The organism is Microvirga zambiensis WSM3693, assembly GCF_016735695.1.
Classification (GTDB): Bacteria; Pseudomonadota; Alphaproteobacteria; order Rhizobiales; family Beijerinckiaceae; genus Microvirga; species Microvirga zambiensis.
Map to the genome: position 1 here is coordinate 49,226 of NZ_JAERQD010000008.1, position 23,303 is coordinate 72,528.

At 63.4% G+C, this 23,303-nt stretch carries 22 protein-coding genes; 9 read left to right on the forward strand and 13 right to left on the reverse strand.

The annotated features are described in order from the left end of the window. The first annotated feature begins 275 nt into the window (after nucleotides 1-275). Together JKL46_RS08620 and JKL46_RS08625 are read left to right on the forward strand one after the other, a co-directional pair. A complete protein-coding gene (locus JKL46_RS08620) occupies nucleotides 276-458 on the forward strand; it encodes a hypothetical protein (RefSeq protein ID WP_201831884.1) in 183 nt (60 codons plus the stop codon). Nucleotides 459-525: 67 nt separating this feature from the next. After that, nucleotides 526-1,638 carry an FUSC family protein gene (locus JKL46_RS08625; RefSeq protein ID WP_201831885.1) on the forward strand — a complete coding sequence of 371 codons (1,113 nt, stop codon included), beginning with the start codon at nucleotides 526-528 and terminating at the stop codon, nucleotides 1,636-1,638. A gap of 235 nt (nucleotides 1,639-1,873) precedes the next feature. Here JKL46_RS08625 and JKL46_RS08630 read toward each other — a convergent pair whose 3' ends face one another. Both JKL46_RS08630 and JKL46_RS08635 read right to left on the reverse strand, forming a co-directional pair. Then, the gene (locus tag JKL46_RS08630; protein ID WP_201831886.1) at nucleotides 1,874-3,712 is read right to left on the reverse strand and encodes an adenine deaminase; all 1,839 of its coding nucleotides are present in this window, start codon (nucleotides 3,710-3,712) and stop codon (nucleotides 1,874-1,876) included. 516 nt (nucleotides 3,713-4,228) lie between these two features. Beyond that, the gene (locus tag JKL46_RS08635; protein WP_201831887.1) at nucleotides 4,229-4,612 is read right to left on the reverse strand and encodes a response regulator; all 384 of its coding nucleotides are present in this window, start codon (nucleotides 4,610-4,612) and stop codon (nucleotides 4,229-4,231) included. A gap of 99 nt (nucleotides 4,613-4,711) precedes the next feature. Between JKL46_RS08635 and JKL46_RS08640 the strand changes: the two genes are divergently transcribed. The 3 genes from JKL46_RS08640 (at nucleotide 4,712) to JKL46_RS08650 (ending at nucleotide 10,189) form a co-directional block, all read left to right on the forward strand. Then, nucleotides 4,712-5,002, forward strand: a complete 291-nt coding sequence (locus tag JKL46_RS08640) for a DUF3572 domain-containing protein (protein WP_201831888.1) — start codon at nucleotides 4,712-4,714, stop codon at nucleotides 5,000-5,002. A 31-nt stretch (nucleotides 5,003-5,033) separates the two neighbouring features. Next, nucleotides 5,034-6,302, forward strand: a complete 1,269-nt coding sequence (locus tag JKL46_RS08645) for a DNA polymerase IV (RefSeq protein ID WP_201831889.1) — start codon at nucleotides 5,034-5,036, stop codon at nucleotides 6,300-6,302. Between the two features lie 95 nt (nucleotides 6,303-6,397). Continuing rightward, a complete protein-coding gene (locus tag JKL46_RS08650) occupies nucleotides 6,398-10,189 on the forward strand; it encodes a cadherin domain-containing protein (protein ID WP_201831890.1) in 3,792 nt (1,263 codons plus the stop codon). Nucleotides 10,190-10,583: 394 nt separating this feature from the next. Here the strand turns inward: JKL46_RS08650 and JKL46_RS08655 are convergent, their stop codons facing one another. Then, nucleotides 10,584-11,420 carry a cell envelope integrity EipB family protein gene (locus JKL46_RS08655; protein ID WP_201831892.1) on the reverse strand — a complete coding sequence of 279 codons (837 nt, stop codon included), beginning with the start codon at nucleotides 11,418-11,420 and terminating at the stop codon, nucleotides 10,584-10,586. 125 nt (nucleotides 11,421-11,545) lie between these two features. Between JKL46_RS08655 and JKL46_RS08660 the strand changes: the two genes are divergently transcribed. The 3 genes from JKL46_RS08660 to JKL46_RS08670 all read left to right on the forward strand — a co-directional run bounded on the left by JKL46_RS08660 (nucleotide 11,546) and on the right by JKL46_RS08670 (nucleotide 14,139). After that, nucleotides 11,546-12,016: a RidA family protein gene (locus tag JKL46_RS08660; protein WP_201831896.1), complete on the forward strand. Its 471-nt coding sequence runs from the start codon at nucleotides 11,546-11,548 to the stop codon at nucleotides 12,014-12,016. Then, nucleotides 12,013-12,765 (forward strand): glycerophosphodiester phosphodiesterase family protein, encoded by a 753-nt coding sequence (locus tag JKL46_RS08665; protein ID WP_201831897.1) that lies wholly within the window; start codon nucleotides 12,013-12,015, stop codon nucleotides 12,763-12,765. The genes JKL46_RS08660 and JKL46_RS08665 overlap by 4 nt, the downstream gene beginning before the upstream one ends. 198 nt (nucleotides 12,766-12,963) lie before the next feature. After that, a complete protein-coding gene (locus tag JKL46_RS08670) occupies nucleotides 12,964-14,139 on the forward strand; it encodes a GNAT family N-acetyltransferase (RefSeq protein ID WP_201831898.1) in 1,176 nt (391 codons plus the stop codon). Nucleotides 14,140-14,209: 70 nt separating this feature from the next. On the opposite strand, the gene JKL46_RS08675 is transcribed toward JKL46_RS08670, so the two are convergent. From JKL46_RS08675 to JKL46_RS08695, 5 genes are all read right to left on the reverse strand, one after another. Further along, nucleotides 14,210-14,791, reverse strand: coding sequence for an NADPH-dependent FMN reductase (locus JKL46_RS08675; protein WP_210381313.1), 582 nt, complete (start codon nucleotides 14,789-14,791; stop codon nucleotides 14,210-14,212). 104 nt (nucleotides 14,792-14,895) lie between these two features. Further along, a complete protein-coding gene (locus tag JKL46_RS08680) occupies nucleotides 14,896-15,144 on the reverse strand; it encodes a hypothetical protein (protein WP_201831900.1) in 249 nt (82 codons plus the stop codon). Further along, nucleotides 15,141-17,606, reverse strand: a complete 2,466-nt coding sequence (clpA, locus tag JKL46_RS08685; protein WP_201831902.1) for an ATP-dependent Clp protease ATP-binding subunit ClpA — start codon at nucleotides 17,604-17,606, stop codon at nucleotides 15,141-15,143. Before clpA ends, JKL46_RS08680 begins: the two co-directional genes overlap by 4 nt. 29 nt (nucleotides 17,607-17,635) lie before the next feature. Further along, nucleotides 17,636-18,028, reverse strand: coding sequence for an ATP-dependent Clp protease adapter ClpS (gene clpS, locus JKL46_RS08690; RefSeq protein WP_201831904.1), 393 nt, complete (start codon nucleotides 18,026-18,028; stop codon nucleotides 17,636-17,638). A 279-nt stretch (nucleotides 18,029-18,307) separates the two neighbouring features. Beyond that, the gene (locus tag JKL46_RS08695; RefSeq protein WP_201831906.1) at nucleotides 18,308-18,637 is read right to left on the reverse strand and encodes a phasin family protein; all 330 of its coding nucleotides are present in this window, start codon (nucleotides 18,635-18,637) and stop codon (nucleotides 18,308-18,310) included. A gap of 254 nt (nucleotides 18,638-18,891) precedes the next feature. On the opposite strand from JKL46_RS08695, the gene JKL46_RS08700 reads away from it, so the two are divergent. Then, nucleotides 18,892-20,472 (forward strand): D-alanyl-D-alanine carboxypeptidase, encoded by a 1,581-nt coding sequence (locus tag JKL46_RS08700; protein WP_201831907.1) that lies wholly within the window; start codon nucleotides 18,892-18,894, stop codon nucleotides 20,470-20,472. Nucleotides 20,473-20,559: 87 nt separating this feature from the next. On the opposite strand, the gene JKL46_RS08705 is transcribed toward JKL46_RS08700, so the two are convergent. The 5 genes from JKL46_RS08705 to JKL46_RS08725 all read right to left on the reverse strand — a co-directional run bounded on the left by JKL46_RS08705 (nucleotide 20,560) and on the right by JKL46_RS08725 (nucleotide 23,302). Then, complete coding sequence (locus tag JKL46_RS08705; RefSeq protein ID WP_201831909.1) at nucleotides 20,560-21,270, reverse strand: DnaJ domain-containing protein; 711 nt, start codon at nucleotides 21,268-21,270, stop codon at nucleotides 20,560-20,562. Nucleotides 21,271-21,339: 69 nt separating this feature from the next. Next, on the reverse strand, nucleotides 21,340-22,047 hold the full coding sequence (locus tag JKL46_RS08710; RefSeq protein WP_201831912.1) for a glutathione S-transferase N-terminal domain-containing protein: 708 nt from the start codon (nucleotides 22,045-22,047) through the stop codon (nucleotides 21,340-21,342). A gap of 95 nt (nucleotides 22,048-22,142) precedes the next feature. Beyond that, nucleotides 22,143-22,499 carry a hypothetical protein gene (locus JKL46_RS08715; RefSeq protein ID WP_201831914.1) on the reverse strand — a complete coding sequence of 119 codons (357 nt, stop codon included), beginning with the start codon at nucleotides 22,497-22,499 and terminating at the stop codon, nucleotides 22,143-22,145. Nucleotides 22,500-22,578: 79 nt separating this feature from the next. Next, nucleotides 22,579-22,836, reverse strand: coding sequence for a hypothetical protein (locus tag JKL46_RS08720; protein ID WP_201831916.1), 258 nt, complete (start codon nucleotides 22,834-22,836; stop codon nucleotides 22,579-22,581). 28 nt (nucleotides 22,837-22,864) lie between these two features. Beyond that, nucleotides 22,865-23,302, reverse strand: coding sequence for a DUF1489 family protein (locus tag JKL46_RS08725; RefSeq protein WP_201832138.1), 438 nt, complete (start codon nucleotides 23,300-23,302; stop codon nucleotides 22,865-22,867). Between the last annotated feature and the right edge of the window lies 1 nt (nucleotide 23,303).

The following is a 23,303-nucleotide window of genomic DNA, read 5'->3' on the forward strand; positions in this document are numbered from 1 at the left end:
AAACAATTCGTTACTATCTGCTTAGTTCGCAGCTTGACCGATAGATGCGGCGTTTTGCTTCGCCTTTTCTGAATGTTTATTCATAAATCTTTGTATTCGCGCGAAAATTGTCGCTCGGCGACTTATCGTTGACCGGATAGCAATGTACTTTGTGCCGCGAAGGAGCCGATATCGCTGCCGCGCGGAATCCGAGCGCCAAACTACCCAGAAAGCTTCATTGACGGCATGGTTCCCCAGGGGCAGCATTCCTCAGCTCCGATGCTAGGGAGGCGTCGATGTTCGAAAAGACCGCCGAATTGAGCGATGCGTTCCGCCAGGGCGCACCGCGGATGGAAGGGACGCTCCGCATGGCCATGAAAGGCTGCACCCAATGCGGCACGGAGCATATGATCGCCTCGCCCGTGCTCGGCATCTGCGAAGAGTGCGGCTCCGAGCTCGTGGTGCTGCCGAACGAGTAGCCTTCCAGTCACTACCCCATAGCCTGCCCTCTGAACCGAGCTTTATGCTCGGCGTTCGGAGAATCGCATGGCATTCCTCAAGCGGATCGAACAGGCCGGCGGCCGGATCGGCGCACGGCGCGCCGAACTGAAGCTGGCGCTGCGGGTCACCGCGGCCGGCGCCCTGGCCTATGTGGTCACGAAGTTCTTCGATCTGCCGCAGGGCTACTGGGCGGTGATCACGGCCGTCGTCGTGGTTCAGGCGAGCGTCGGTGGCTCGCTCAAGGCCGCAATCGAGCGCTTCAGCGGCACGCTCGCAGGCGCAATCTATGGCGGCGTGATCGCAGCCTTCGTGCCCCACGGGTCCCCGGCGACCCTGGGGCTCGCCATCGTCGTCGCACTGTTCCCGCTGGCGCTTCTGGCCGCCGTCAAGCCGGCTTTCCGCGTGGCGCCCATCACCGCGCTCATCATGCTGATTCCACCGACGGGACAGGCGCTCGGCCCCCTCGCCTCCGCCATCGACCGCGTGCTCGAAATCACTCTCGGCAATATCGTGGGCGTCGTCGTTTCCCTGTTCGTGCTGCCCGCGCGCGCTCATACGCTGATGACCGATGCTGCAGCGAGGGTCGTCTCCCTCAACGCGGACCTGTTCGCGGTATTCATCGGCGAGTTGACCGCGGGCCCGAAGGGGCGCTCCGCCCTGACAAAGCTCCATCCGCAGATCCGCTCCGCCCTGAAGAAAGCGGAGGCCGCATCGGAGGAGGCCATGCGGGAGCGCGAGAGCCACCTGACCGAAGCGCCTGATCCGGAGCCCCTCATCCGCACGCTCTACCGCGTGCGTCACGACCTGGTGATGATCGGCCGCGCGGCTTCCAGCCCCCTGCCCGCTGCGGTGCTGGAGCGTCTCGGCCCCTCGCTCGCAACGCTGCATCAGACGACCGACGCGCTGCTCGGTGATCTCGCGAAAGCTCTCCAGCATCGGAAGGCAGCGCCGGAGAGCGATGCGTGGGAGGCCGCATTGAACGCCTTCGGCAGCGAGGCGGAAGCCCTCCGTTCCGATGCGCTCGTGCATGCATTGCCGGCGAAGACCTTCGGACAGATCTTCGCCCTGAGTTTCGCCCTCGAGCAGTTCCGGCAGGATCTCGGCGATCTTCTCGCGCGGACGCAGGAGTTGGCTGGAAAGAAGGACGGTGTCGAGTAGCCGTGAACAAGCCAACTCGGCATCCCACCCTCAGTGTCGGTCTATAAATGAAGCGGAGCGCCTCAGAACCCTCCTCCCCCTTGTGGGGAGGAGTTGGAGGTGGGGTGTGAGCGATAGCCTATCCGCGTGTGGCGGAAACACCCCCACCCTTGATCCCTCCCCACAAGGGGGAGGGAGAACGCACCTATACCTGGTCGCGTGCGGCCAGTAATCTTATGGGCCAGACTTTTGAACCTCATTCGTAAAGCGGCACCAGCTCCATCTCCGGCACGAGGACGAGGCCCTTGTCGGTGATGCGGATTTCCGGGATCACCGAGAGCGGGATGAGGTTGAAGCCCATATAGGGAATCTTGCAGCCTGCCTTCTCCCATGCCGCCTTCAAGGCACGGGTCTCCTCCGCCACTTCCGTCACGCGCTTGTCGGAGAGAAGCCCGGCGATGGGCAGCGGCACCATCGCGATCACCTTGCCCTGATCCACCACGCACACGCCGCCCTGCGCCTCGATGATGGCGTCGAGCGCGACCTGCATGTCGCCTTCGTTCGTGCCGGCCACGATCAGGTTGTGGGAATCATGCCCGACGCTGCTCGCCACCGCGCCGCTCTTCAGGCCGAAATCCTTCAGCAGGCCGTGAGCGATGCCGTCGCCCTTCGTGCGGCCATGACGTTCGATCACGGAGACGAAGGTGAGATCGTGCTTGTCGAGGAGCGCATCCCAATCCTTCTCCGGCTGGAGCTGCACCTTGTCGTGAAACAGCACGATGCCGGGCAGCGCGACGCGGATGACGTTGGCCGTGCAAGCGGATTTGGGCAGCTCCGGAATCAGCTTCGGCCGCTTCGAGACATGCACCGTGCGATAGGCTTCCGCAGGATAGCGATAGCGGTTCGAGAGCGCCTGATCGAGCACAGGCGTGATCTTTCTGCTCTCGACAACGAGCTCGCCGCCGTACCAGGTGTTCTGCACCTCGAGATCGTCGTTGAGGAGCACGATGTCGGCGCGCCGTCCGCCTCCCATTCCGCCGATCTCGCCCTCCATGCCGAAACGCGTGGCAGGATGAAGCGAGCCCATGCTCCAGGCCTGCTCGCGGCTCATGCCCGCGCGGCGCGCCTCGCGTGTCACCCAATCCATGCCGAACTGCATGAGATCGTCCGCATCGCGATCGTCGGTGCAGACGCAGATGCGCTTGTGCGAGGAGCCGAGCTCCGTGATCGTCTTGATGGCTTCGGGAAGCGAATGCCACGGCGTCGTCGGCGGGCCGCCGCGCAGGAAGATCCAGATGCCCGCATCGAGGAGATCGTCGGCGATGTCGCGATCGATCGCCTCATGCGTATCGGTCACGCCGCTCGCCGCATAGGCCGCCACGAAATCGCGGCCGTAAATATGACCGGAGACCGGCTTGCCGCGCTCCAGCGCCGCCGCGAGGATCGCGTGGCTTCGTTCGTCGCCCATTGTGACGGGCACGAAATCCATCTTCTCGCCGAGGGCCGCCGCTTCCGGCCAGCGGTCGAAGAGCGCAGCGATCTTGTCCGGCGTCAGGTCGCCGCCGGCGGTCTCGAGTTCGGGCGTGGTGGCCGGCACCGTGCTCGGCACCGTGAGGAAAATGGAGAGCGGCGCGTGGCGCGCATCCTCCAGCATCATCTCGATGCCGGCCGCATCCATCACGTTTCCGATCTCGTGGCTGTCGCAGAAGATCGTGGTGGTGCCGTTGAGGAGGGCCGCCTCCGCATAGGCGCAGGCCGTGACCATGCTGCTTTCGATATGGATATGCGGATCGACGAGCCCCGGCGCGATGATGCCGCCTTTGGCGTCGTAGATCCGGCCCGGCTGGCCCTTGACCTGCCTGTAGGCACCTGCGGGCTTCACGGCGGCGATCCGCCCGCCGGCAATCCAGACCTCCCGCTCGGGAGCGATGCGCTCGCTGTAGGTGGAAAGCACCCGCGCACCCGTGACCACGAGATCGGCCGGGGCGCGGCCCGAAGCAACGTCCGCCAGCCTGCGGGTCATGGTGGACAGAGGCGCGACGGAAAAGCGGGTCAGAGCCGTCTTGGGAGGCAGCGGAGGTGTGCGGTGGTCCATGATCCCTCATCCACTTGAACGATGCCGGGCAAGGGTAGCAGGGCGGATGCTGGACCGCATCTCGGATCGCGCCTTTCCGGCCACTTTCCCTAAAGACATATTTCCTTAAGGCCAAGCTTGGAATGAACAGGAATGGAGACAGATTCCCGTGGAATTCCAACCTATTGCGCGTGTCGGCGCTCATCCGTGCAAAACAAAAGGCGCCTTACGGCGCCTCTACGCAAATCGCTGAAGTTGGTGGCCAGCTGGGGACAGCCGTTGAGGAGGCAACGATCTGCCCCCGAGCTGGCCGAGCCCACGAAGTCCCAGGAGATGCGGCGGACCTGAGCATCCGTAGGGCATTTCTTCCGCTGCGAGCGGAAAGTTAGGCTGAACGTATAGAAAACATGCGGCGATGCAAGCGCCCATGTGGCCAAAAAGCGGCATTTTCCAAAAAAACTTAAAGCCAAGTCATCTCAAAGAGATGAGTCGGCTTTGCAAGGTTTTGGCCCCGATCCCGCCATGGATTCGGCAAAGTCAGACCTTGGTTCCATCGGCCTCGAGATAGGTCTTCACGGTGGCGATGAACTTGGCGACCGAGATCGGTTTCGACATGTAGGCTTCGCAGCCCCCCTCGCGAATACGCTCCTCGTCGCCCTTCATGGCGAAGGCGGTGATGGCGATCACGGGGATCGATTTCAGCTCGTCATCGGCCTTCAGCCAGCGGGTCACCTCGAGACCCGAGACCTCGGGCAGCTGGATGTCCATGAGGATCAGGTCCGGCTTGTGGGCCCGGGCAAGCTCCATGGCCTCGATTCCATGGCTGGTCTTGAGAGTCGCATAGCCGTGGGCTTCGAGAAGGTCGTTGAAGAGCTTCATGTTGAGTTCGTTATCCTCAACAATGAGAACAGTCTTCTTCATGGGTGGGATCCCCGGGGCCTAAACCGACTTCACCGGCCCTCAATTTCGTCGGATGGTATAGTTAGGTTCAAACCTATTGATGAAATGCAAATTGTCAGCATGAACACTCCCTTAAAAAGAGTTACCCGAGAGCAGGCCGAAAATGTCGCAGTGGGGGCGTTTTCCTTCATCACGAGCGACGATGAACGCCTCAGCCGCTTCCTCGCCGTCTCCGGCCTGCGCCCGGACACGATTCGGGATGCGGCCTCCTCGCCGGGCTTCCTGGCCGGAATTCTCGACTATGTCGTCTCCGATGAGCCGCTCCTGATCGCCCTGGCGAAAGAGCTGGACACCAAGCCCGAGCACATCATGCAGGCCCACTGGACTCTCTCGCCGTCCGAGTTCGAATAGCCACCCGCCATGAGCGAACCATGAGCGAACCATGAGCGAAGCGCCCTTCTGCCGCGACTGCCTGACCCCCGCCGCCAGCCCCCTGGCGGAACGGTGCTCGGCCTGCGGCTCCCCTCGCCTGCTCAGGCACAAGGAGCGCGACAGCCTCGCCATCGCCCATGTGGATTGCGATGCCTTTTTCGCCGCGGTGGAGAAGCGGGACGATCCGAGCCTCGCCGACAAGCCGGTCATCATCGGCGGCCGCAAGCGCGGCGTTGTGTCCACCGCCTGCTATGTGGCGCGCACCTACGGCGTGCGCTCGGCCATGCCGATGTTCCAGGCGCTGAAGCTCTGCCCCCATGCCACGGTGATCAAGCCGAACGGCGAGAAATACAGCAAGGCGGGCCGCGAGGTGCGCCAGCTCATGCGCGAGCTGACGCCGCTGGTGGAGCCGGTCTCCATCGACGAGGCCTTTCTCGACCTGACGGGGACGGAGCGGCTGCATCACGGCAGCCCGGCCCTCACCCTCGCCCGCTTCGCCCGCAAGGTGGAGAAGGAGATCGGGATCAGCATCTCGGTCGGGCTCTCCTACAACAAGTTCCTCGCCAAGATCGCCTCCGACCTCCAGAAGCCGCGCGGCTTCTCGATCATCGGCCGAGAGGACGCCGTGGAATTCCTCGCCGACAAGCCGGTCGGCATCATCCCCGGCATCGGCGCCTCGGCCCAGAGCCGGCTCGGCAAGGTCGGCGTGACCCAGATCGCCCATCTGCGCGACATACCGCTCAAGACCCTGTTCGAGGCGCTTGGCCGCGATGCCCAGCGCCTGTCGCGGCTGGCCTGGGGCGAGGACCGCCGCACGGTCACCCCCGAACGGGAGACGAAGAGCGTCTCGGCGGAAACCACCTTCGAGCACGACCTGCGCTCCTTCGAGGATCTCGAGCCGATTCTGTGGCGGCTTTCGGAAAAGGTCTCGCGTCGGCTCAAGGCCTCGGGGCTTGCCAGCCGCAGCGTCACCCTGAAGCTCAAGGACAAGGATTTCCGGCTGCTGACCCGGACCCGCTCCGGCCTCGCGCCGACTCAGCTCGCCGCCCGGCTGTTCGACCCGGCACGCCAGCTCCTGAAAGCCTCCTGCGACGGCACCGCCTTCCGCCTCATCGGCATCGGCGCCTCCGATCTCTGCGATGCGGTGGATGCCGACAAGGGCGACCTCGCGGATCAGAGCGTGGTGCGCCAGGCCCATATGGAAGCCGCCATCGACAAGATCCGCGACAAGTTCGGCGTGGATGCGGTGCTCAAAGGGATCGCGCTGCGGAAGAACTAGGCTTCGGGTGCGCTGGCGCACACCTGACGCAGGGGATAACTGTCCTATCGCTAAGATACGTTATAGTATTTATAAAATTTGCGAGGACTGCCCCTATGCCCCTTTCACTTCACGGAAGCCCAATCGATATTGCGCGTGCCACCTCGGCAAGTGAGTTGAATGTCACAGCGCTCAAAGACGGGTCTCTCGTCGCGACATGGATCGGAGATGGAGCGAATTCCGGCATCTGGGCACAGGTTCTCCACGCCGACGGCTCCGCTAAGTCAGAGCCATTCAAGGTCAACATCGCTGATAGGGGGCTTCAGTGGGAACCCCTCGTCACCGCCCTCGCCGATGGCGGCTTTGCTATCGCCTGGCGAGACGGCGCAGACGCCGAATGGAAGATTATGGGGCGTGTCTTCCACGATACCGGCGAACCAGTAGCGGCCGATTTTGCCTTCGCGCAGGTTGAGGGTGCCACCAGATATAGTCCCTTTTCCGTCGCCGCGCTTGCCGATGGCTTTGTGGTTTCAACCGCGTCGGGGATCGTCGGCGCCAATGCTTTCTACGATCAATCGGGGATCCTTCAAGATCCCGGCCTTCGCGGTCTCCCGCCTCGACCCAACCACACCATCCTTGGCATTTCGAGCGTCACCTTTCCCAATGCCCCTTCGGGCAGCCGATTTGAAAACAAGATTGTCACGGCTGTCCACGAAATCGGCGACACATCCGACGGGATCACTTTCCACTCATACGACCTTGCCTCAGGAACCCGGTCATCATGGACTATCGACATCAGTGACGTAGACAATTGGACTATGAGCGCTCTCGCGGACGGGCGCCTTCTCGTCACTTGGTTAGATTACTACCACGATGGTATCGATTACGGCACGGTGATCTTCAATCATGACGGTACATCGAAGTCCTTCGAACATAGTTCTGCAACGAGCAGGCGGGATATCGCCGCTGCAGCCTTGCCGGACGGCGGCTTCGTTCTCGCATGGGAATCTGATCAAAACATAGTAACCCAGGCATATTATGCCGATGGTAGTCTGAACGAACAAATCGCGGTTCATGGAACAAGTGGCGAGCAAGTGCAGCCGACGCTCACGGTGATGCGCGACGGGCGCATCCTGGTCGGCTGGGACAATCTCGAGGGCGGAGTTCCCTCGCTGCGGGCGCAGTTCGTCGAGACCCGCTCCGGCCCGGTCAACTGGACCGGCACCGCCGCCAACGAGGAATATGTCGGCCGGGACGATGCGGCGAGCGGAGATAACCTCGACGGCGGGGCCGGCGACGACCGCCTCTACGGCATGGCCGGCAACGATTTCCTCGACGGCTCGGATGGCGGCAACGACCGCTTCTATGGCGGCGCGGGCCGGGACACGGTCAGCTACCGCGATTCGGGTGCCGGCATCACCATCAACCTGACCACCCGCGAGAAGACCGGCGCCGCGGCGGGCGACTTCTACGACAGCATCGAGGTGATCGACGGCACCAGGCATGCCGATACCCTGATCGGCGACGGCCTCGACAACGCCTTCTGGGGCGACGATGGAGCGGATCTTCTCGAAGGCCGTGGCGCCTCCGACACCCTCTCCGGCGGCGATGGCAACGACACGCTCGACGGAGGCGACGGCAACGACACCCTCGACGGCGGCGCCGGCAACGACCTGTTCATGGCCCACGAGACGCCCAATCCGATAGGCGTTTATGTCGGCGCCGACAGCTTCAATGGCGGGGCCGGCAATGAGGACAAGCTCGCCTATTGGAACGTCAGCAACGCCAATCAGACCGGCATCGGCATCTTTCTGCACAATCAGAATCTGAACGCCGGCGCGGCGGCGAGCGACCGCATATCCGGGATCGAGATCATCGACGGCACGAACTACGACGATACAATCGAGGGCGACGGCACCGGCAATGCCTTCTGGGGCGCCGATGGTAACGACACGCTCAAGGGACATGGCGGCAACGACACGCTCACCGGCGGCCTCGGCAACGACCTGCTCGAGGGCGGCGCCGACAACGACAGCCTGGAGGGCAGCGAGGGCGACGACAATCTCGACGGCGGCGCCGGCGACGACACCATCGAGGGCGGCGACGGCAACGACTACATGTCCGGTGCCTCGGGCGGCAAGGACAGCTTCAGCGGCGGGGCCGGAACCCGCGACACGGTGAGCTATCTCGGCGCGACTGCGGTCACCGTCGACCTGGACAAAGACACAGGATCGGGTGCAGCCGCGGACGACACCTATGACGGCATCGAGGTGATCAACGGCACGGTGCATGCCGACACGCTGATCGGCGACGACACGGGCAACATCTTCTGGGGTGATGACGCCAACGACACGCTCGTTGGCAATGCGGGAGACGACTCGCTCAACGGCGGCAATGGCATCGACCGCCTGGAAGGCGGGATCGACAACGACAGTCTCATCGGCGGAGCAGGAACTGACGGCCTTTCCGGCGACGCGGGCCACGACACGCTGGACGGCGGCACGGAAAACGACAGCCTTTCCGGCGGCACCGGCAACGACAGCCTCGAGGGAGGCGGGGGCAACGACAGCCTCTATGGCGAGGCCGACCATGACACGCTCAGCGGAGGCGCCGGCGACGACGGCCTCGATGGTGGCGAAGGTAATGACAGCCTTCTTGGTGGTGCCGGCAACGACGAACTCGATGGCGGCGCCGACGGCAAAGACACCATAGCCGGCGGCAGCGGCGATGACACCTACAATGTCGATGCCACCGACATCGTGGCGGAAATCGCCGGCGAGGGCACCGACACCCTGATCGCTTACGCATCCTACGCGCTCGCCGCCGGAGCCCATGTCGAGATCCTCACAGCCACGACAGGTTCAGACAACATCGCCCTGACCGGCAACGAGATCGGCAACGTGCTCCACGGTAATCGCGGCGCCAACCGCATCGACGGCGGCGGCGGCAGCGATACGCTGGTGCTGACCGGCACGCGCGCCGATTACAATGTCATCCTGAACTCGGACGGCTCCGTTACGCTGACCGACAAACGGCAAGCCAAGGACGGAACTGACACGATCTCGAACGTCGAGATCTTCCAGTTCTCCGACAGCAAGCTCAGCCTGCTTGGCCTGGTCGGCGATGTGGGCAAGATCCTCACCGGCGACGTGATTGCCGAGAACAGCGCAGCCGGCATCTCCATCGGCTCGTTCCTCGCCTCCGCAAAGACCGGCGGTCCGTTCCGCTACGATCTCATCGGCGATGCGGAGGGCCGCTTCACCATCGATGCGACGACCGGCGTGCTGAAGGTGGCCGATGGCGTCAGGCTCGATTTCGAGCAGGCGACCTCGCACACGATCACCGTGCGCATGACCGATGCCGGCGGCACCAGCACGACCAAGACCCTCACCATCCTGGTGCAGGACGTGCTCGACGAGCGCGCCTTCGGCAGCGCCGGCGCCGACGGCATGCGCGGCGGCGCCGGGCAGGATTACTTCTCGAGCCTTGCCGGCAACGACTGGATCGAGGCCGGACTCGGCAACGACACGCTCATTGGAGGTCTCGGCAAGGACGTGCTCACCGGTGGTTTGGGCAAGGACATCTTCGTGTTCGACACCAAGGCCAACAAGGCGACGAACCTCGACCAGATCGCCGATTTCGAGGTCAAGGACGACACGATCTGGCTCGACAATGCGGTGTTCAGGAAACTCGGCAAGAAGGGCTCGGACGTGAAGCCCGCGAAGCTGAACAAGGAGTTCCTGGTCGTCGGGGACAAGGCCAAGGAGAAGGACGACTACCTGATCTACAACAAGAAGAAGGGCGTGCTGTATTACGACGCCGACGGCTCGGGTCGGGGCAAGGCGGTCGAGATCGCAACGCTGAAGAAGAGCCTCAAGATGACCGCCGCAGACTTCTTCGTCATCTGAGCCGAGCATCGGGACAGTGACTTAAGTTCGAGCTCCGAGGGAGGCCGGCCCGCCGTCATTCCAGGACCGCGCCGCAGGCGGAAAACCCCATAGCCACCGACGGCTCAAGAAGAGGTGAGCAGCGTTGTGCCTCTTTCTGCAAGGCTGGCGGTTATGGTTTCCGGGCTCGCCTGCGGCGCCCCGGAATGACACCCACCACCGTCATTCCGGGGCCGCTTAAGCGGAGCCCGGAAACCATAGCCACTGACGGCTCAAGAAAGGGCGAACCGCGTTACCCCTCTTTGCATCGTGGAGCGGCTATGGATTTTCTCGCCCGCGACGCCCCGGAATGAATGCATCTGACCCGAAGGTGGATCCGCTTCATTGACGTGGCTTTCCGGGTCGACCCGATGCGCTAGCGTTCGCAGGCGCTGGGCTGCTGAACGTCGAGGGATTTCAGCTCGCCGCGCAGGGCGAAATCGCCGTAATCGAGCTTCAGGTCGCGGCTGACGCCGTTCTCGTAGAGCTCGAACGAGATCCTGTAGACGGGCATGCGATCGCCCTGCCCGCCCTCGAAATAGCTGATGGTGACGGGCCAGCGCGCCTGGGAGGCAAGCTGCTGCCTCGCCGGATCCTCGACCGATGCCAGAGCCGCTCCGGGCTCGATCCGGCGCCCGATGAGGCCCAGCGTGTCGTAGACCTTGTCGCCCTTGTTCGAGCCGTCATAGACCCGGATGGAGAGGGTCGTGTCGCCCCGTCGGCCGGCCTCGATCAGGCGCTTGAGGTGCTCGGTCGGGAATACGGTCTCGCCGGTCGAACCGAAAACGGTCTTCTTCGGCTGTTTCAGGTCGACGTTCAGGTCGCCCTGCGCCGTGAGCTTGGCATCGCCGTCGACCTCGCCGTCCTTGATCATCCCCTGACGGAACGACGTGGACTTGAAGTGCATCGAGCGCCCATCGCCGGTCTCGTAGGTCGCCGTCTGGATGTCGAGGGTGTTGGAACCCGTCTCGGTGCTGTTGAGAATCGTGACCTGACGGTACTTGAGAGTGTAGCCGTCGCAGGCATCGCCACCGAATTCCATGGCGATGCGCCCCCTCGCGTTGTCGACCCCGTTGGAGCCGCCCGAGCGCATGAGGGAAAGATCGTAGACGGCTCTATGGGGAGCCAGTTGAACCGGGGACTTGGCCGCTTCCGCGAAGGCCGGCGACAAAAGGGCGATGGACAGGCCAGTGGCCGCAGCAAGCAAACGCATATCTTCTCCCGATCCCACCCATTGCAGGATATGATCGTCCTGCGGACAGAGCAATGTTCCTGCTTGCGTCCTTCCGGCTCATCCGCCACTACTCCGTCCGGATGATGTCACGCATCGAGGCTTCCATGAGCGCAGTCGACACGAAACTCAAGTCGCTGGGAATCACCCTGCCGACCCCGGCCGCACCGGTCGCGAACTATGTTCCCTTCGTCCGCACCGGCAATCTGATCGTTATCTCCGGCCAGCTCTGCCTCGGCCTCGACGGAAAGATGGCAGATGCCCACAAGGGCAAGCTCGGTGCGGAAGTCTCGCCCGAGGTAGGCAAGGAAGCGGCGCGGCTTTGCGCGATCAACCTCCTTGCGCAGCTGAAGGCGGCCGTCGGCGATCTCGACCGGGTCACCCGCTGCGTCCGTCTCGGCGGCTTCATCAATGCGGTCCCGACCTTCGCAGCCCTTGCGCCCGTGATGAACGGCGCCTCGGACCTGATGGTCGAGGCTCTCGGAGAAGCAGGCCGCCATGCCCGCTCCACCGTCGGCGTCGCGGAATTGCCGCTCGATGCCTGCGTCGAAGTCGAAGGGATGTTTGAAGTCAAATGAGCACCCCGAGCTGGCTCGTCGCGAAGCCCATCGCCCATCGCGGCCTCCATAACAAAGCCGAAGGCATCATCGAGAACACGGTCTCGGCCGCACAAGCCGCCATCGCGCGCGGCTTTCCCATTGAGCTCGACGTGCAGCTGACCGGCGACGATGAGGCCATCGTCTTCCACGATTTCGAGCTCGACCGGCTCACCGGCCAGACCGGCCTCGTGGCCGAGCGCAAGCTCTCGGACTTGAGCGCCATCGAGATTGCAGGCGCCAGGGGCGGCGATAAAATCCCCTCGTTCAAGGATTATCTCGGCACCATCGCCGGGCGCACGCCCCTCGTCATCGAGGTCAAGAGCAAGTTCAACGGCGACATGCGCCTGACGAAGCGGGTGATCGAGGTCCTCAAGGATTATCAGGGCCCCTTCGTGGTCAAATCCTTCGATCCGGACATCGTGGCCTATCTGCGCGAGAAAGCGCCGAACATTACGCGCGGCTTCATCGGCGAGCTGGAATACGCTTCCAAGTCGGACGGCTTCCTGCCGCCCGAGCAGAAGCACCGGATGGCGAACCTGCTGCATTTTTCGGAGACGCAGCCGCATTTCCTGTCCTGGCGCGTCAAGGACATTCCCTGCGCCTCGACCTATCTCAGCAGGCTCATGGGCCATGTTCCCGTGATGACCTGGACCGTGCGCAACCCGGAAGACCGCGCCCGCGCCGAAAAGCACGCCGACCAGATGGTGTTCGAGGGATTCATTCCCTGATCAACCCGGCTGTCATCCCCGCGAAGGCGGGGATCCCTAACCGCTGACGGTGCTAGCTAAAGTGCTGTCGCGGTTATGGATCCCGGGCTCCGCCGCGCGGCCCCGGGATGACAAAGCAGCACGCCTGACCAGGCCGATATTGCCAGGTCCCCACCGAGCCCCTAGCTCTAGAACCGAACGGCGGGGTCCTTCCACTCGGTGACAATCCAAGTCAAAATTGCCCAAGGCCTTAAGGCGGTCCCTGCCGCCGATTGGGATGCCTGCGCGCTCGGTCCGGGCTCGGGTGATGACGATCCGTTCAATCCCTTCGTCTCGCACGCCTTCCTCTCCTCTCTCGAAGATTCGGGCTGCGTCGGCGCGAAGACCGGCTGGTCTCCGGTGCATGTCCTGGTCGAGGACGAGACGGAAAAGATTCTGGGCGCCGTGCCTTGCTATCTCAAGTCCCATTCCATGGGCGAGTATGTCTTCGACCATTCCTGGGCCGATGCCTATACCCGTGCCGGCGGCCATTACTACCCGAAGCTTCAGGTCTCGGTGCCGTTCACGCCCGTGACGGGTCCGCGCCTCCTGGTTCCGGACGGCGCGCGCGCTTCCGAGATCCGCTCCTATGCGATCGCCGGATTGCGGGCGCTGCGGGAGCAGGTCGGCGCCTCCTCGATCCACGCCACGTTTCTGCAACAGGACGACCTCGACGCGTTCGGTGCCGAAGGATTCCTGCGGCGCGACGACCGGCAGTTCCACTGGTTCAACGACGGCTACGAAAGCTTCGACGATTTTCTTGCAGCGCTGGCCTCGCGCAAGCGCAAGGCGATCCGGCGCGAGCGCCGCGACGCGCTGGCGGATGGCGTCTCCATCGAATGGGTCACGGGACGCGACATCACCGAGGCCCATTGGGACGCGTTCTTCGCCTTCTACATGGATACGGGTTCGCGCAAATGGGGGCGGCCCTATCTCAATCGCCTCTTCTTCTCGCTGATTGGCGAGCGCATGGCGGAGCGCGTGCTTCTCGTGATGGCGAAGCGCGAGGGCCGCTACATCGCCGGTGCGATCAACCTCATCGGCGACAGGCGGCTTTACGGCCGCAACTGGGGCTGCATCGAGGATCGCCCCTTCCTGCATTTCGAGGTCTGCTACTATCAGGCCATCGATTTCGCCATCGCCCGCGGTCTCGACCGTGTCGAGGCTGGGGCGCAGGGCGAGCACAAGCTCGCGCGCGGCTATCGGCCGGTGATCACGTCCTCAGCCCACGACATCGCCGATCCGTCCCTGCGACGGGCGGTACAGGCTTATCTCGAACAGGAGCGCCTCTATGTGTCGGAGGCTGCGGATGAACTGGCCGAGGCTACGCCGTTCAGGCAGCGCGACGAGGATTGATATCAGGGAGCCTAGAGCTCGTTCGACGCATTTTTGACGGCGAACCGGATCCACTTCGCCGAAAAATGCTCTAGGCGTCCCGCTGCTTACGCACATAGGCGACGAAGCCTTCGAGGTATTTCCTGAGCTGCTCCTCGATCTTCTGCTCCGCGATCGTCCCGTCCTCGTTGAAGACGGTCCCCGCTCGCGACACCATCAGCCGCCCCTCGGCCCAGAAATCGGCTCTGAGCGTTCGCAGGACCGGCAGCCACGCATTCTGCGACAGGATCGTGCCGAAATTGCCCGGCGAAGCGCCGATCAATGCAACGGGCTTGCTTCCGAAGACTCGTTTGATGTCCGAATCCGGCCGGGAGAGCCAGTCGATGGCGTTCTTGAACACTCCGGGAATCGAGTTGTTGTATTCGGGAGTGACGAGAAGCAGACCGTCCGCGGCCGCGATGGCGTCCTTCAAGTCCGCGACCCTCTCCGGAATCCCCTGCTCGACCTCGACGTCGGCGTCATAGAGCGGAATGCCGTGGATGGTTTCGACGACGAGCTCGGCATCCTCAGGCATCAGGCCGGCCGCAACGCGAAGCAAAGCGGTGTTGAATGAGGCCTTGCGCAGGCTTCCCGAGATCCCGATCAGCTTCGTCACGATATCCTCACGATCCATCAATCGATCGTAGAACTAGCGCTTCGAGTCAGCCAGAAAAGACGAAAGCCGCACCGGATATTCTCCGGTGCGGCTTTCCTGAAATCGTTCGATGAAGACCGCCCTCAAAGGCTGGCGATGACCGCCTCGAGGCCCTCCAGAAGGGCGCCGGGCGACGTGCCCATGAAGTTCAGGCCGACATCCAGCAGCCAGTAGCAGCCGATGACGATGACCGGCACCAGGACCCACGCCAGGACCTCCTCGAACCAGACGCGGCGCCGGCGGCGGCGGTAGCGCTTCTCGCGCCACGACAGCTTCGCCGGAGCCTCTCTGGGCTGGGCCGGAAGCGGCCCCTCGTGGATCTCGGTCGTCATGCTCTAACCAGTGGAACCTTCGGAACGGTGCGGACACCTCCGCCTCCATTACCATCGGATCCCTTCGGTTTCACCGACTTTTTCGTCTTCGACGAGGCAGCCTTGGCCTTGGGCTTCTTCTTGCCCGCGTTCGTCACGACCTTCTCGGGCTTCGGCTTCACCGGACCCTCGACATATTCGAAGCCGAGGCTCTGGAGGCCGATCTCGTCGGTCTTGACGATAACCTTGACCGCTCCGCCGTCCTTGAGGCGCCCGAAAAGCACCTCGTCGGCCAGCGGCGTCTTGATGGTCGACTGGATCAGGCGACCCATCGGGCGGGCGCCCATGGCCTCGTCATAGCCGTGCTCGACCAGCCAGTCGCGGGCCTCGTCCGTGAGTTCGATCGAGACGTTGCGGTCGGCGAGCTGAGCGTCGAGCTGCATGACGAACTTGTCGACGACCTTCTGCACGACTTCCTTGGGCAGATGGCCGAAGGAGATGATCGCGTCGAGGCGGTTGCGGAATTCCGGCGTGAACAGCTTGTTCACCGCCTCCGTATCGTCCCCTTCGCGCTTGGTGCGGGTGAAGCCGTAGGCCGGGCGGGCCATGTCGGCGGCGCCCGCATTCGTCGTCATGATGATGATGACGTTGCGGAAGTCGACCTGCTTGCCGTTGTGATCCGTCAGCTTCCCGTGATCCATGACCTGGAGCAGGATGTTGAACAGATCCGGATGCGCCTTCTCGATCTCGTCGAGGAGGAGCACGCAATGCGGGTGCTGGTCGACGCCGTCGGTCAGGAGACCGCCCTGGTCGAAGCCCACATAGCCGGGAGGCGCGCCGATCAGGCGGCTGACCGTGTGCCGCTCCATGTATTCCGACATGTCGAAGCGCAGGAGTTCGACGCCGAGCGAGGCGGCCAGCTGCTTGGCCACTTCCGTCTTGCCGACGCCCGTGGGGCCGGCGAACAGGTAGGAGCCGATCGGCTTTTCCGCATCGCGCAGGCCGGCGCGGGCGAGCTTGATCGCCGAGGACAGGGCGTCGATGGCCTTGTCCTGCCCGTAGACCACCCGCTTGAGGGTGTCCTTCAGGTGCGCCAGCACCTCCGCATCGTCCTTCGACACGGTCTTGGGCGGGATTCGCGCCATGGTGGCGATGGTCGCCTCGATTTCCTTGATGCCGATGGTCTTCTTGCGGCGGCCTTCGGGAAGGAGCATCTGCGACGCGCCGGTCTCGTCGATCACGTCGATCGCCTTGTCCGGCAGCTTGCGGTCGTTGATGTAGCGGGCGGAGAGCTCCACCGCCGCCTTCACGGCGTCGTTGGTGTACTTGAGCTTGTGGAACTCCTCGAAATAGGGCTTCAGGCCCTTCACGATCTCGATCGCATCCGGCACCGACGGCTCGTTGACGTCGATCTTCTGGAAACGACGGACGAGCGCCCGGTCCTTCTCGAAATACTGGCGGTATTCCTTGTAGGTGGTCGAGCCGATGCAGCGCAGGGTGCCCTGAGCGAGCGCGGGCTTGAGCAGGTTCGAGGCATCCATCGCACCGCCGGAGGTGGCGCCGGCGCCGATCACCGTGTGGATCTCGTCGATGAACATGATCGCGTTCGGGTGCTGCTCGATCTCCTTCATCACCTGCTTGAGACGCTCTTCGAAGTCGCCGCGATAGCGCGTGCCGGCGAGCAGGGTGCCCATGTCGAGGGCGAAGACGGTGGCGCCTTTCAGCACCTCCGGCACCTCGCCCTGCACGATCTTGCGGGCAAGTCCCTCCGCGATGGCGGTCTTGCCGACGCCGGGATCGCCGACGAGGAGCGGGTTGTTCTTCTGGCGGCGGCACAGGACCTGGATGGTGCGCTGGACCTCCGACTCGCGGCCGATCAGCGGATCGATGCGGCCTTCCTTCGCCTTCTTGTTCAGGTTGACGCAATAGGCATCGAGGGCGTCGCCCTTCTTCTTCTGGCGGGTATCGCCTTCTTCCTGAGTCGGACGCTCGTTGGAGGATTCCTCCTCCGACCCGCGCGGGGAGCGGCTCTCGGTGAGGCCGGGGCGCTTGGCGATGCCGTGGCTGATGTAGTTGACCGCGTCGTAGCGGGTCATGTCCTGCTCCTGCAGGAAATAGGCCGCATGGCTTTCCCGCTCGGCGAAGATGGCGACGAGCACGTTGGCGCCCGTCACTTCGTCCCGGCCCGACGACTGGACATGGATCACAGCCCGCTGGATCACGCGCTGGAAGCCAGCCGTCGGCTTCGAATCCTGGCGTCCATCGGCGACGAGGTTGGCGAGTTCGCTGTCGACGTAATCGACCAGGTTGCGGCGGAGGACGTCGAGATCGACATTGCAGGCGCGCATGACGGCGGCGGCATCCTGGTCGTCGATCAGGGCCAGGAGGAGGTGTTCGAGTGTTGCGTATTCATGGCGGCGTTCGCCTGCGAGAGCGAGCGCTCGGTGAAGGGCTTGTTCAAGACTGCGAGAAAAGCTCGGCAACGGCTTGTCCTTTATGACACAGGGCTCGGCTAATTCTTTTCCATTACACATTGCAGAGGATGCTGGTGTTTCCTGGCGAAATCCATGACTTGCGTCACTTTCGTCTCAGCAACCTCGTACGTAAAAACTCCGCACTCCCCGACACCATTCTGGTGGACGTGCAACATGATCCGGGTCGCATCTTCGCGGTTCTTGTTGAAGAAGCGTTCGAGCACGTGCACCACGAACTCCATCGGGGTGTAATCATCGTTCAAGAGAAGAACGCGGTAAAGGTTAGGCCGTTTCGTGCGCGGCTTGGTTTTCGTGATGATGGCCGTGTTCGAGCGACCGCCATCGTCGCCTCCAGGGGGCTGTGACCCGCCGGCAGCGGAGATCGGAAGAAACTCCGACTGGGTCAAAGTGCCTTGAGTGAACCGCAGCATATTCGGACGACCGCCCCTTCTCTTCTAATTTCGGCCCGGACCGGCGACCCTTATCCGCTCCAGGCCAAAGGCTCACACCCAAATGTATAGTCGCTCCATTCGGTTCGCCAGATCAACCAGATGGGTGGTCGCAGCCCCAGGCGAAAGAGCGACATCTTGGTCACGCCTTCGCGATGACCACAAGCGAGCCGGCCCTGCCCTTCGCGCATGGCTGCCCAAACGCAAAACGCCCGGGACGAAGCCGGGCGTTTCGTAGAGACTTGAAAAAGCGTCCCGGCTTTAGGCAGCCTTGGAGAGGAGCCCTTCGAAGGGCTTCATCGTCTCCGTGGCAAGGGCCGAGTAGAGCGTGCCCATCTTGGCCGTCTGGCTGACGAGGCTGTCATAGGCGCCCTTCACGAAAGCCGTCTGGATCTCGACAGCCTTGTCGAGGGTCTGGACGCCCAGCAGCTTCTCGACGGTCGCAGAGGTCTGCTCGAAGGACTTGCGGGCGTAATCGGCCGTCTCGCTGGCGATCGCCTGGCTGTTGGACGAGAAAGCGCCCAGCGCCTTCACGGTGGCGTCCAGGTTGTCCTGGCCGAATTTCTGAATCTGGGTAAACGACTGGAGCATTGTGAACCTCGGCAATTAGGCGTTAAGGTGCAGTTGGCGCCGCTGAATAGCTGACGGAGCCAATATGTGCAGTGCACAAAAATTTGTCAAGTTAATTTGTGCAGTGCACAACAAACCAGTCATTCGATCCGCTCCCGTTAACTCGCCCGTAACCGCAACCTCTTACCGTCAAGACATGTGTCGCGCTGGCAACGGTTCCCTCGAGAGAACCGGGCGCAAAGCCTAGAACCAAACGAAACAGGGATTTTTTCAACATGAATTCGGTTTGGATGGGACACCGAAAGACATGGGCCCTCATCGGTATCGCCGCGTCTGTTGCCGTCGCCATTGCCTCCCCGGCCGACGCTGCACGACGTAAGGCGAAGCCCTCCGGCGGCGGATACGGTCCTCTCTCGGCCTCCATTGTCGTCGATGCCAAGACGGGTAAGGTCCTACAGGGCGAGAGCATCGACGAACCCCGGATTCCCGCCTCCATCACAAAGGTGATGAGCCTCTATCTGCTGTTCGAGCAGCTCGAGCGCGGCCGCATGCGCCTCGATACCCCGCTTACGGTTTCCTCCTACGCCGCCAGCCAGCCCCCGACAAAGCTCGGCCTGCGTCCCGGCTCGGCCATCGACGTCGACGACGCCATCAAGGCAATGGTGACCCTCTCCGCGAACGACGTCTCCGTCGTGGTGGCCGAGAACATCGCCGGTTCCGAGGATGCCTTCGCCTCGATGATGACCCGCAAGGCCCGCGAGCTCGGCATGAGCTCGACGGCTTTCTACAACCCGCACGGCTTGCCCCACGATCCGCCGAACATCACGACCGCTCGCGATCTTGCGGTTCTCGGGCGTGCGATCCAGGATCGCTTCCCGAAATATTTCGCTTACTTTCAGACCCGCTCCTTCCAGTACGGCAGCCGCACCATCCGCGGCCATAACCGCCTGCTCGGCAAGGTCGATGGCGTCGACGGCATCAAGACCGGCTACACCCGTCTCTCCGGCTTCAATCTTCTGACCTCGGTCAACACCGACACCCGGAGCATCGTCGCCGTCGTGCTCGGCGGACGCTCGGGCGGCTCGCGCGATCAGAAGATGGCCTCGCTCATCGAGAGCCACCTGCCCCGCGCCTATGCCGGCAACCGCACCACGGCGCCGGTCGTCGAGGGCGCGTCGCAACCGGCGCTCGTTGCGGAAGCTCCCGCTCCTCGGCCGGTCGAGCCGGCGCCCGCAGCCGTCGCCGTCAAGGTCGCCTCCGCCGTTCCGCAGGCTCCCATAGCCCAGGCCGCCGCGCCGCAGGCCGCACCCGAGCGCAGGCCGCTCGATCTCAATGCCTTGCGGCCGGTCGTAGCCTCCGCTGCAGGCGCGAGCTCGACCACGACCCCGTCCTCATCCGTGCGCTGGCAGAAGGGCCCCGAGGCCCTGCCCGCGAACGCGCAGGCTTATGCCGCGCTGCCGACGCCGATTCCGGCCTCGCAGAAGGCTGCCCTCCAGGCCAAGATCGAGGCGAAAGCCGCCGAACCGGCACCCGCGGCGCCGGCAACCAAGATGGCCGCCCTCAAGACCGAGACGCCCAAGGCCGACCCTGTGGAAGCCAAAAAGACCGTGTCCGGCTGGGTGATCCAGCTCGGGGCGACGGATGACGAGGACAAGGCGAAGGCCATGCTCGATTCCGCCCGCGGCCGCTTCGGCAAAGTGCTCGGCAAGGCGGCGCCCTTCACGGAGAAGGTGACTGTCGACGGCACCACCCTCTACCGCGCCCGCTTCTCCGGCTTTTCCGAATCCAACGATGCCGCCAATGCCTGCAAGCAGCTCAAGAAGGGCGGCATGAACTGCTTCGCGTCCCGCGGCTGAGCGGCTGACCTGATGTAGAGATCTCTGCGACGGCGCGTGTGTTTGTGCCGTCGCAACTCGCAGACCAACCGGATCGCGCGTGGAGTATCAGCGATGTCGGCCCAGCAGGACTTCTCTCGCCTCGTTCACGCGAGCCGCGAGGTACGCCGTCCCTCCCTGGTCGGGATGGAGTTTCTTCATCAGCGTCCGGTGCGCTTTGCGGACCTCGTCGAGGCTCGCACCCGGCTGAAGCCCCAGGATCTGATAGGCTTCTTCTTTCGTCATTACGCCCGAATGCGCATGGGTGCGCGTCCGCGTGTCACGATCACCCTGAGCGTTTTCACGCCAGCCGGTAAACCGGCGATCAAGATAAGCCTCTAGCAGCGGCACGCCCTGGGGATCCTGGGCGCAGCATTCGTCGTAGAGTTGGCGCAGCCCCTGCGGGTCGAGGCTCGACAGCCGACGGCCGGCGAGAGGCCCGACCAGGACGCTTCCCTCCACGGCGCCGGTGGAATGATCGATTTCCATCTCGATCATGGCCGAACGAATGCGCGAGAACCGTCCGGTCGCCTGCTGGAACTTGCGCCAGGGCCCCGGAATGTTGAGGGAATTCCATCCCAGCGCCCAGGCTCCGAAGCCGGCGAGCAGCAGGGCCATGTCGAACCGCCCCCGCATGCCGAGGAGCGCGGCCGCGCCAAGCGCGGCGACACCGCCGACTACCTTGAGACTCTTCGCCAGAGCTTTCGTATCGGCACGCGTATAATTTTTGCCAAGCCACCACAGAAGGGCGACCGCTACAATTCCAAGAAGCAGCATCATCGTTTTCGTCCCCATCCCAACATGTGGGCCGGGATGGGGCAGATGTAAATTGCCGGATCGCCTTGCGTCTTATTCCGGACGCTTCGGGATCTCGAGACCGCGCTGGACGGCGGGGCGGGAAAGTCCGCGATCGAGCCAGGCCGGAACGCGCTTGAGGCTCTCGAACTCCACCAGTTCGCCTGCACCATAGAAGCCGACCAGGTTGCGGACCCAGCCGAGCAGAGAAATGTCGGCGATGGTAAAGTCGTCGCCCATGATCCAGTCACGCCCTTCGAGCCGCGTCTCAAGGACCCCGAGCAGACGCTTGGATTCGTTGCGATAGCGCTCGAGCGGACGCTTGTCCTCGATCTCCCGGCCGGCGAATTTGTGGAAGAAGCCGAGCTGGCCGAACATCGGCCCGACGGACGCCATCTGGAAGAACACCCACTGGATCGTCTCGTAGCGGCGTGCCGGGTCGGAGGGGAGGAACTTTCCGGCCTTCTCGGCGAGGTACAAAAGGATCGCGCCGGACTCGAATAGGGGAAGCGGCTTTCCGCCCGGCCCGTCCGGATCGATGATCGAGGGGATCTTCCCGTTCGGATTCAGAGCCAGATATTCCGGCGTCCATGTCTCGTTCTGGCCGATATTGATGAAATGCGGCTCGTAAGGAAGGCCGGTCTCCTCCAGCATGATGGAGACTTTGACGCCGTTGGGCGTGGGGGTGGAATAGAGCTGGATCCGATCGGGATGCTGGGCCGGCCAGCGGGTCGCGATCGGGAAGGCGGAAAGATCGGCCATGGAAACTCCATCAAGAGGCTGAGTCGTGATGGAGGGATGCTAGTGCGCTTGCCGCTTCTTGCAATCGCGAAGCGGCCAGCTGTCTCAGTTGTCGATCAGTGCAGCATGCGGGCCGAGCTGCGCTGGTTTTCCCGCTCCCAGGCCTGCACCACAATGCCGTTGATGCCGGAATCGTGCAGCCGGTCGCTCAGGTCGATGAAATGCCGCTCGGTGGTCTCGACCTCGACCTCGATCAGTTCGTCTTCCACATGTTCGAGTTCCGAGGCCGCATAGCGCTCATAGGCCGCCGACATCTCGGCATAGGCGAAGGCAACGGGAAGGGTGCGGAAGATCGTGGAGAATTCGTCGTCCAGCTCGCCGGTCGTGAGATCCCGCATCTGGACGAGATATCCGTCCTCATGCTCGCAGACCTCGTAGCGCCAGTGCCGGCCTTCAGATGCACACATCAGCATCGGAACCTCCACTCAACTGAACTGCTGAGCCAATGCGTTTCGAGGCGGCGAAGTTCCCGGTTTATCCCCAACCAAAAGTCTAACGGCGGGCGCCGGCCTCGACGCGCACCCGTCCTCCGATCCGCACCTGGGTCCCGTTGCCGAGGTCGATGAAGCCCTGGTTTGCCTGGAGTGCCTCCCGCCGCGCGGAATCTGCCCGCCCCGCCTGGACCCCGTTCCTGCATTCCGGCGGAAGCTGCGCGCGAACACCGGGCGCCGCGTCGGGGATGCGGCAATCCTTCGCAACAGCCGGGCCGGCGGCGGCCAGAAGGACGGCCAGGGAGATCGGAAGCCTCATGGGAGTCTCTCTGTGGAATTCACATAGGTTACAGAAGGCCCAGCTCGGCCAGCTCGCGCCGCATCTCGTCCGGCATCTGGCCAAGATCGCCCGATTTCAGGTCGATGTCACGCGGTGCGTCCTTGGCGATGAGATAGCGCCAGCCCTGGAACGGCCGATAGGGGCGCGGCTCGATCGTGACGACCGTCTGGTCCAGCACCAGCCGGCAGCGGCCGATCCCGTCGGAATCCGTGAAGGGGCGGATGTCGAGAAGCTTTTGACGGGCCGCGACATGGCCCTTGATCACCCAGAACAGGGAGCCGCCGTCCAGAAGCTCGTCGACACGCTTGGGCACCATGCGGGTCGTATGCGTCTGCTCGTAGTCGCGGCCGAGGCGGCGGTGCAGCGCACGGTTCTCCTCGATCCACTCTTCGAGATCCGTGATCGAGTCGCAGCCGACGCAAAGTTTGATCAGGTGAAGGGCCATG

Excerpts from the sequence above, each read along its gene's own strand:
- JKL46_RS08620 (WP_201831884.1), top strand. The coding sequence starts at position 276 with ATGTTCGAAAAGACCGCCGAATTGAGCGATGCGTTCCGCCAGGGCGCA.
- JKL46_RS08625 (WP_201831885.1), top strand. The coding sequence starts at position 526 with ATGGCATTCCTCAAGCGGATCGAACAGGCCGGCGGCCGGATCGGCGCA.
- JKL46_RS08630 (WP_201831886.1), bottom strand. The coding sequence starts at position 3,712 with ATGGACCACCGCACACCTCCGCTGCCTCCCAAGACGGCTCTGACCCGC.
- JKL46_RS08635 (WP_201831887.1), bottom strand. The coding sequence starts at position 4,612 with ATGAAGAAGACTGTTCTCATTGTTGAGGATAACGAACTCAACATGAAG.
- JKL46_RS08640 (WP_201831888.1), top strand. The coding sequence starts at position 4,712 with ATGAACACTCCCTTAAAAAGAGTTACCCGAGAGCAGGCCGAAAATGTC.
- JKL46_RS08645 (WP_201831889.1), top strand. The coding sequence starts at position 5,034 with ATGAGCGAAGCGCCCTTCTGCCGCGACTGCCTGACCCCCGCCGCCAGC.
- JKL46_RS08650 (WP_201831890.1), top strand. The coding sequence starts at position 6,398 with ATGCCCCTTTCACTTCACGGAAGCCCAATCGATATTGCGCGTGCCACC.
- JKL46_RS08655 (WP_201831892.1), bottom strand. The coding sequence starts at position 11,420 with ATGCGTTTGCTTGCTGCGGCCACTGGCCTGTCCATCGCCCTTTTGTCG.
- JKL46_RS08660 (WP_201831896.1), top strand. The coding sequence starts at position 11,546 with ATGAGCGCAGTCGACACGAAACTCAAGTCGCTGGGAATCACCCTGCCG.
- JKL46_RS08665 (WP_201831897.1), top strand. The coding sequence starts at position 12,013 with ATGAGCACCCCGAGCTGGCTCGTCGCGAAGCCCATCGCCCATCGCGGC.
- JKL46_RS08675 (WP_210381313.1), bottom strand. The coding sequence starts at position 14,791 with ATGGATCGTGAGGATATCGTGACGAAGCTGATCGGGATCTCGGGAAGC.
- JKL46_RS08680 (WP_201831900.1), bottom strand. The coding sequence starts at position 15,144 with ATGACGACCGAGATCCACGAGGGGCCGCTTCCGGCCCAGCCCAGAGAG.
- clpS (WP_201831904.1), bottom strand. The coding sequence starts at position 18,028 with ATGCTGCGGTTCACTCAAGGCACTTTGACCCAGTCGGAGTTTCTTCCG.
- JKL46_RS08695 (WP_201831906.1), bottom strand. The coding sequence starts at position 18,637 with ATGCTCCAGTCGTTTACCCAGATTCAGAAATTCGGCCAGGACAACCTG.
- JKL46_RS08700 (WP_201831907.1), top strand. The coding sequence starts at position 18,892 with ATGAATTCGGTTTGGATGGGACACCGAAAGACATGGGCCCTCATCGGT.
- JKL46_RS08705 (WP_201831909.1), bottom strand. The coding sequence starts at position 21,270 with ATGATGCTGCTTCTTGGAATTGTAGCGGTCGCCCTTCTGTGGTGGCTT.
- JKL46_RS08710 (WP_201831912.1), bottom strand. The coding sequence starts at position 22,047 with ATGGCCGATCTTTCCGCCTTCCCGATCGCGACCCGCTGGCCGGCCCAG.
- JKL46_RS08715 (WP_201831914.1), bottom strand. The coding sequence starts at position 22,499 with ATGCTGATGTGTGCATCTGAAGGCCGGCACTGGCGCTACGAGGTCTGC.
- JKL46_RS08720 (WP_201831916.1), bottom strand. The coding sequence starts at position 22,836 with ATGAGGCTTCCGATCTCCCTGGCCGTCCTTCTGGCCGCCGCCGGCCCG.
- JKL46_RS08725 (WP_201832138.1), bottom strand. The coding sequence starts at position 23,302 with ATGGCCCTTCACCTGATCAAACTTTGCGTCGGCTGCGACTCGATCACG.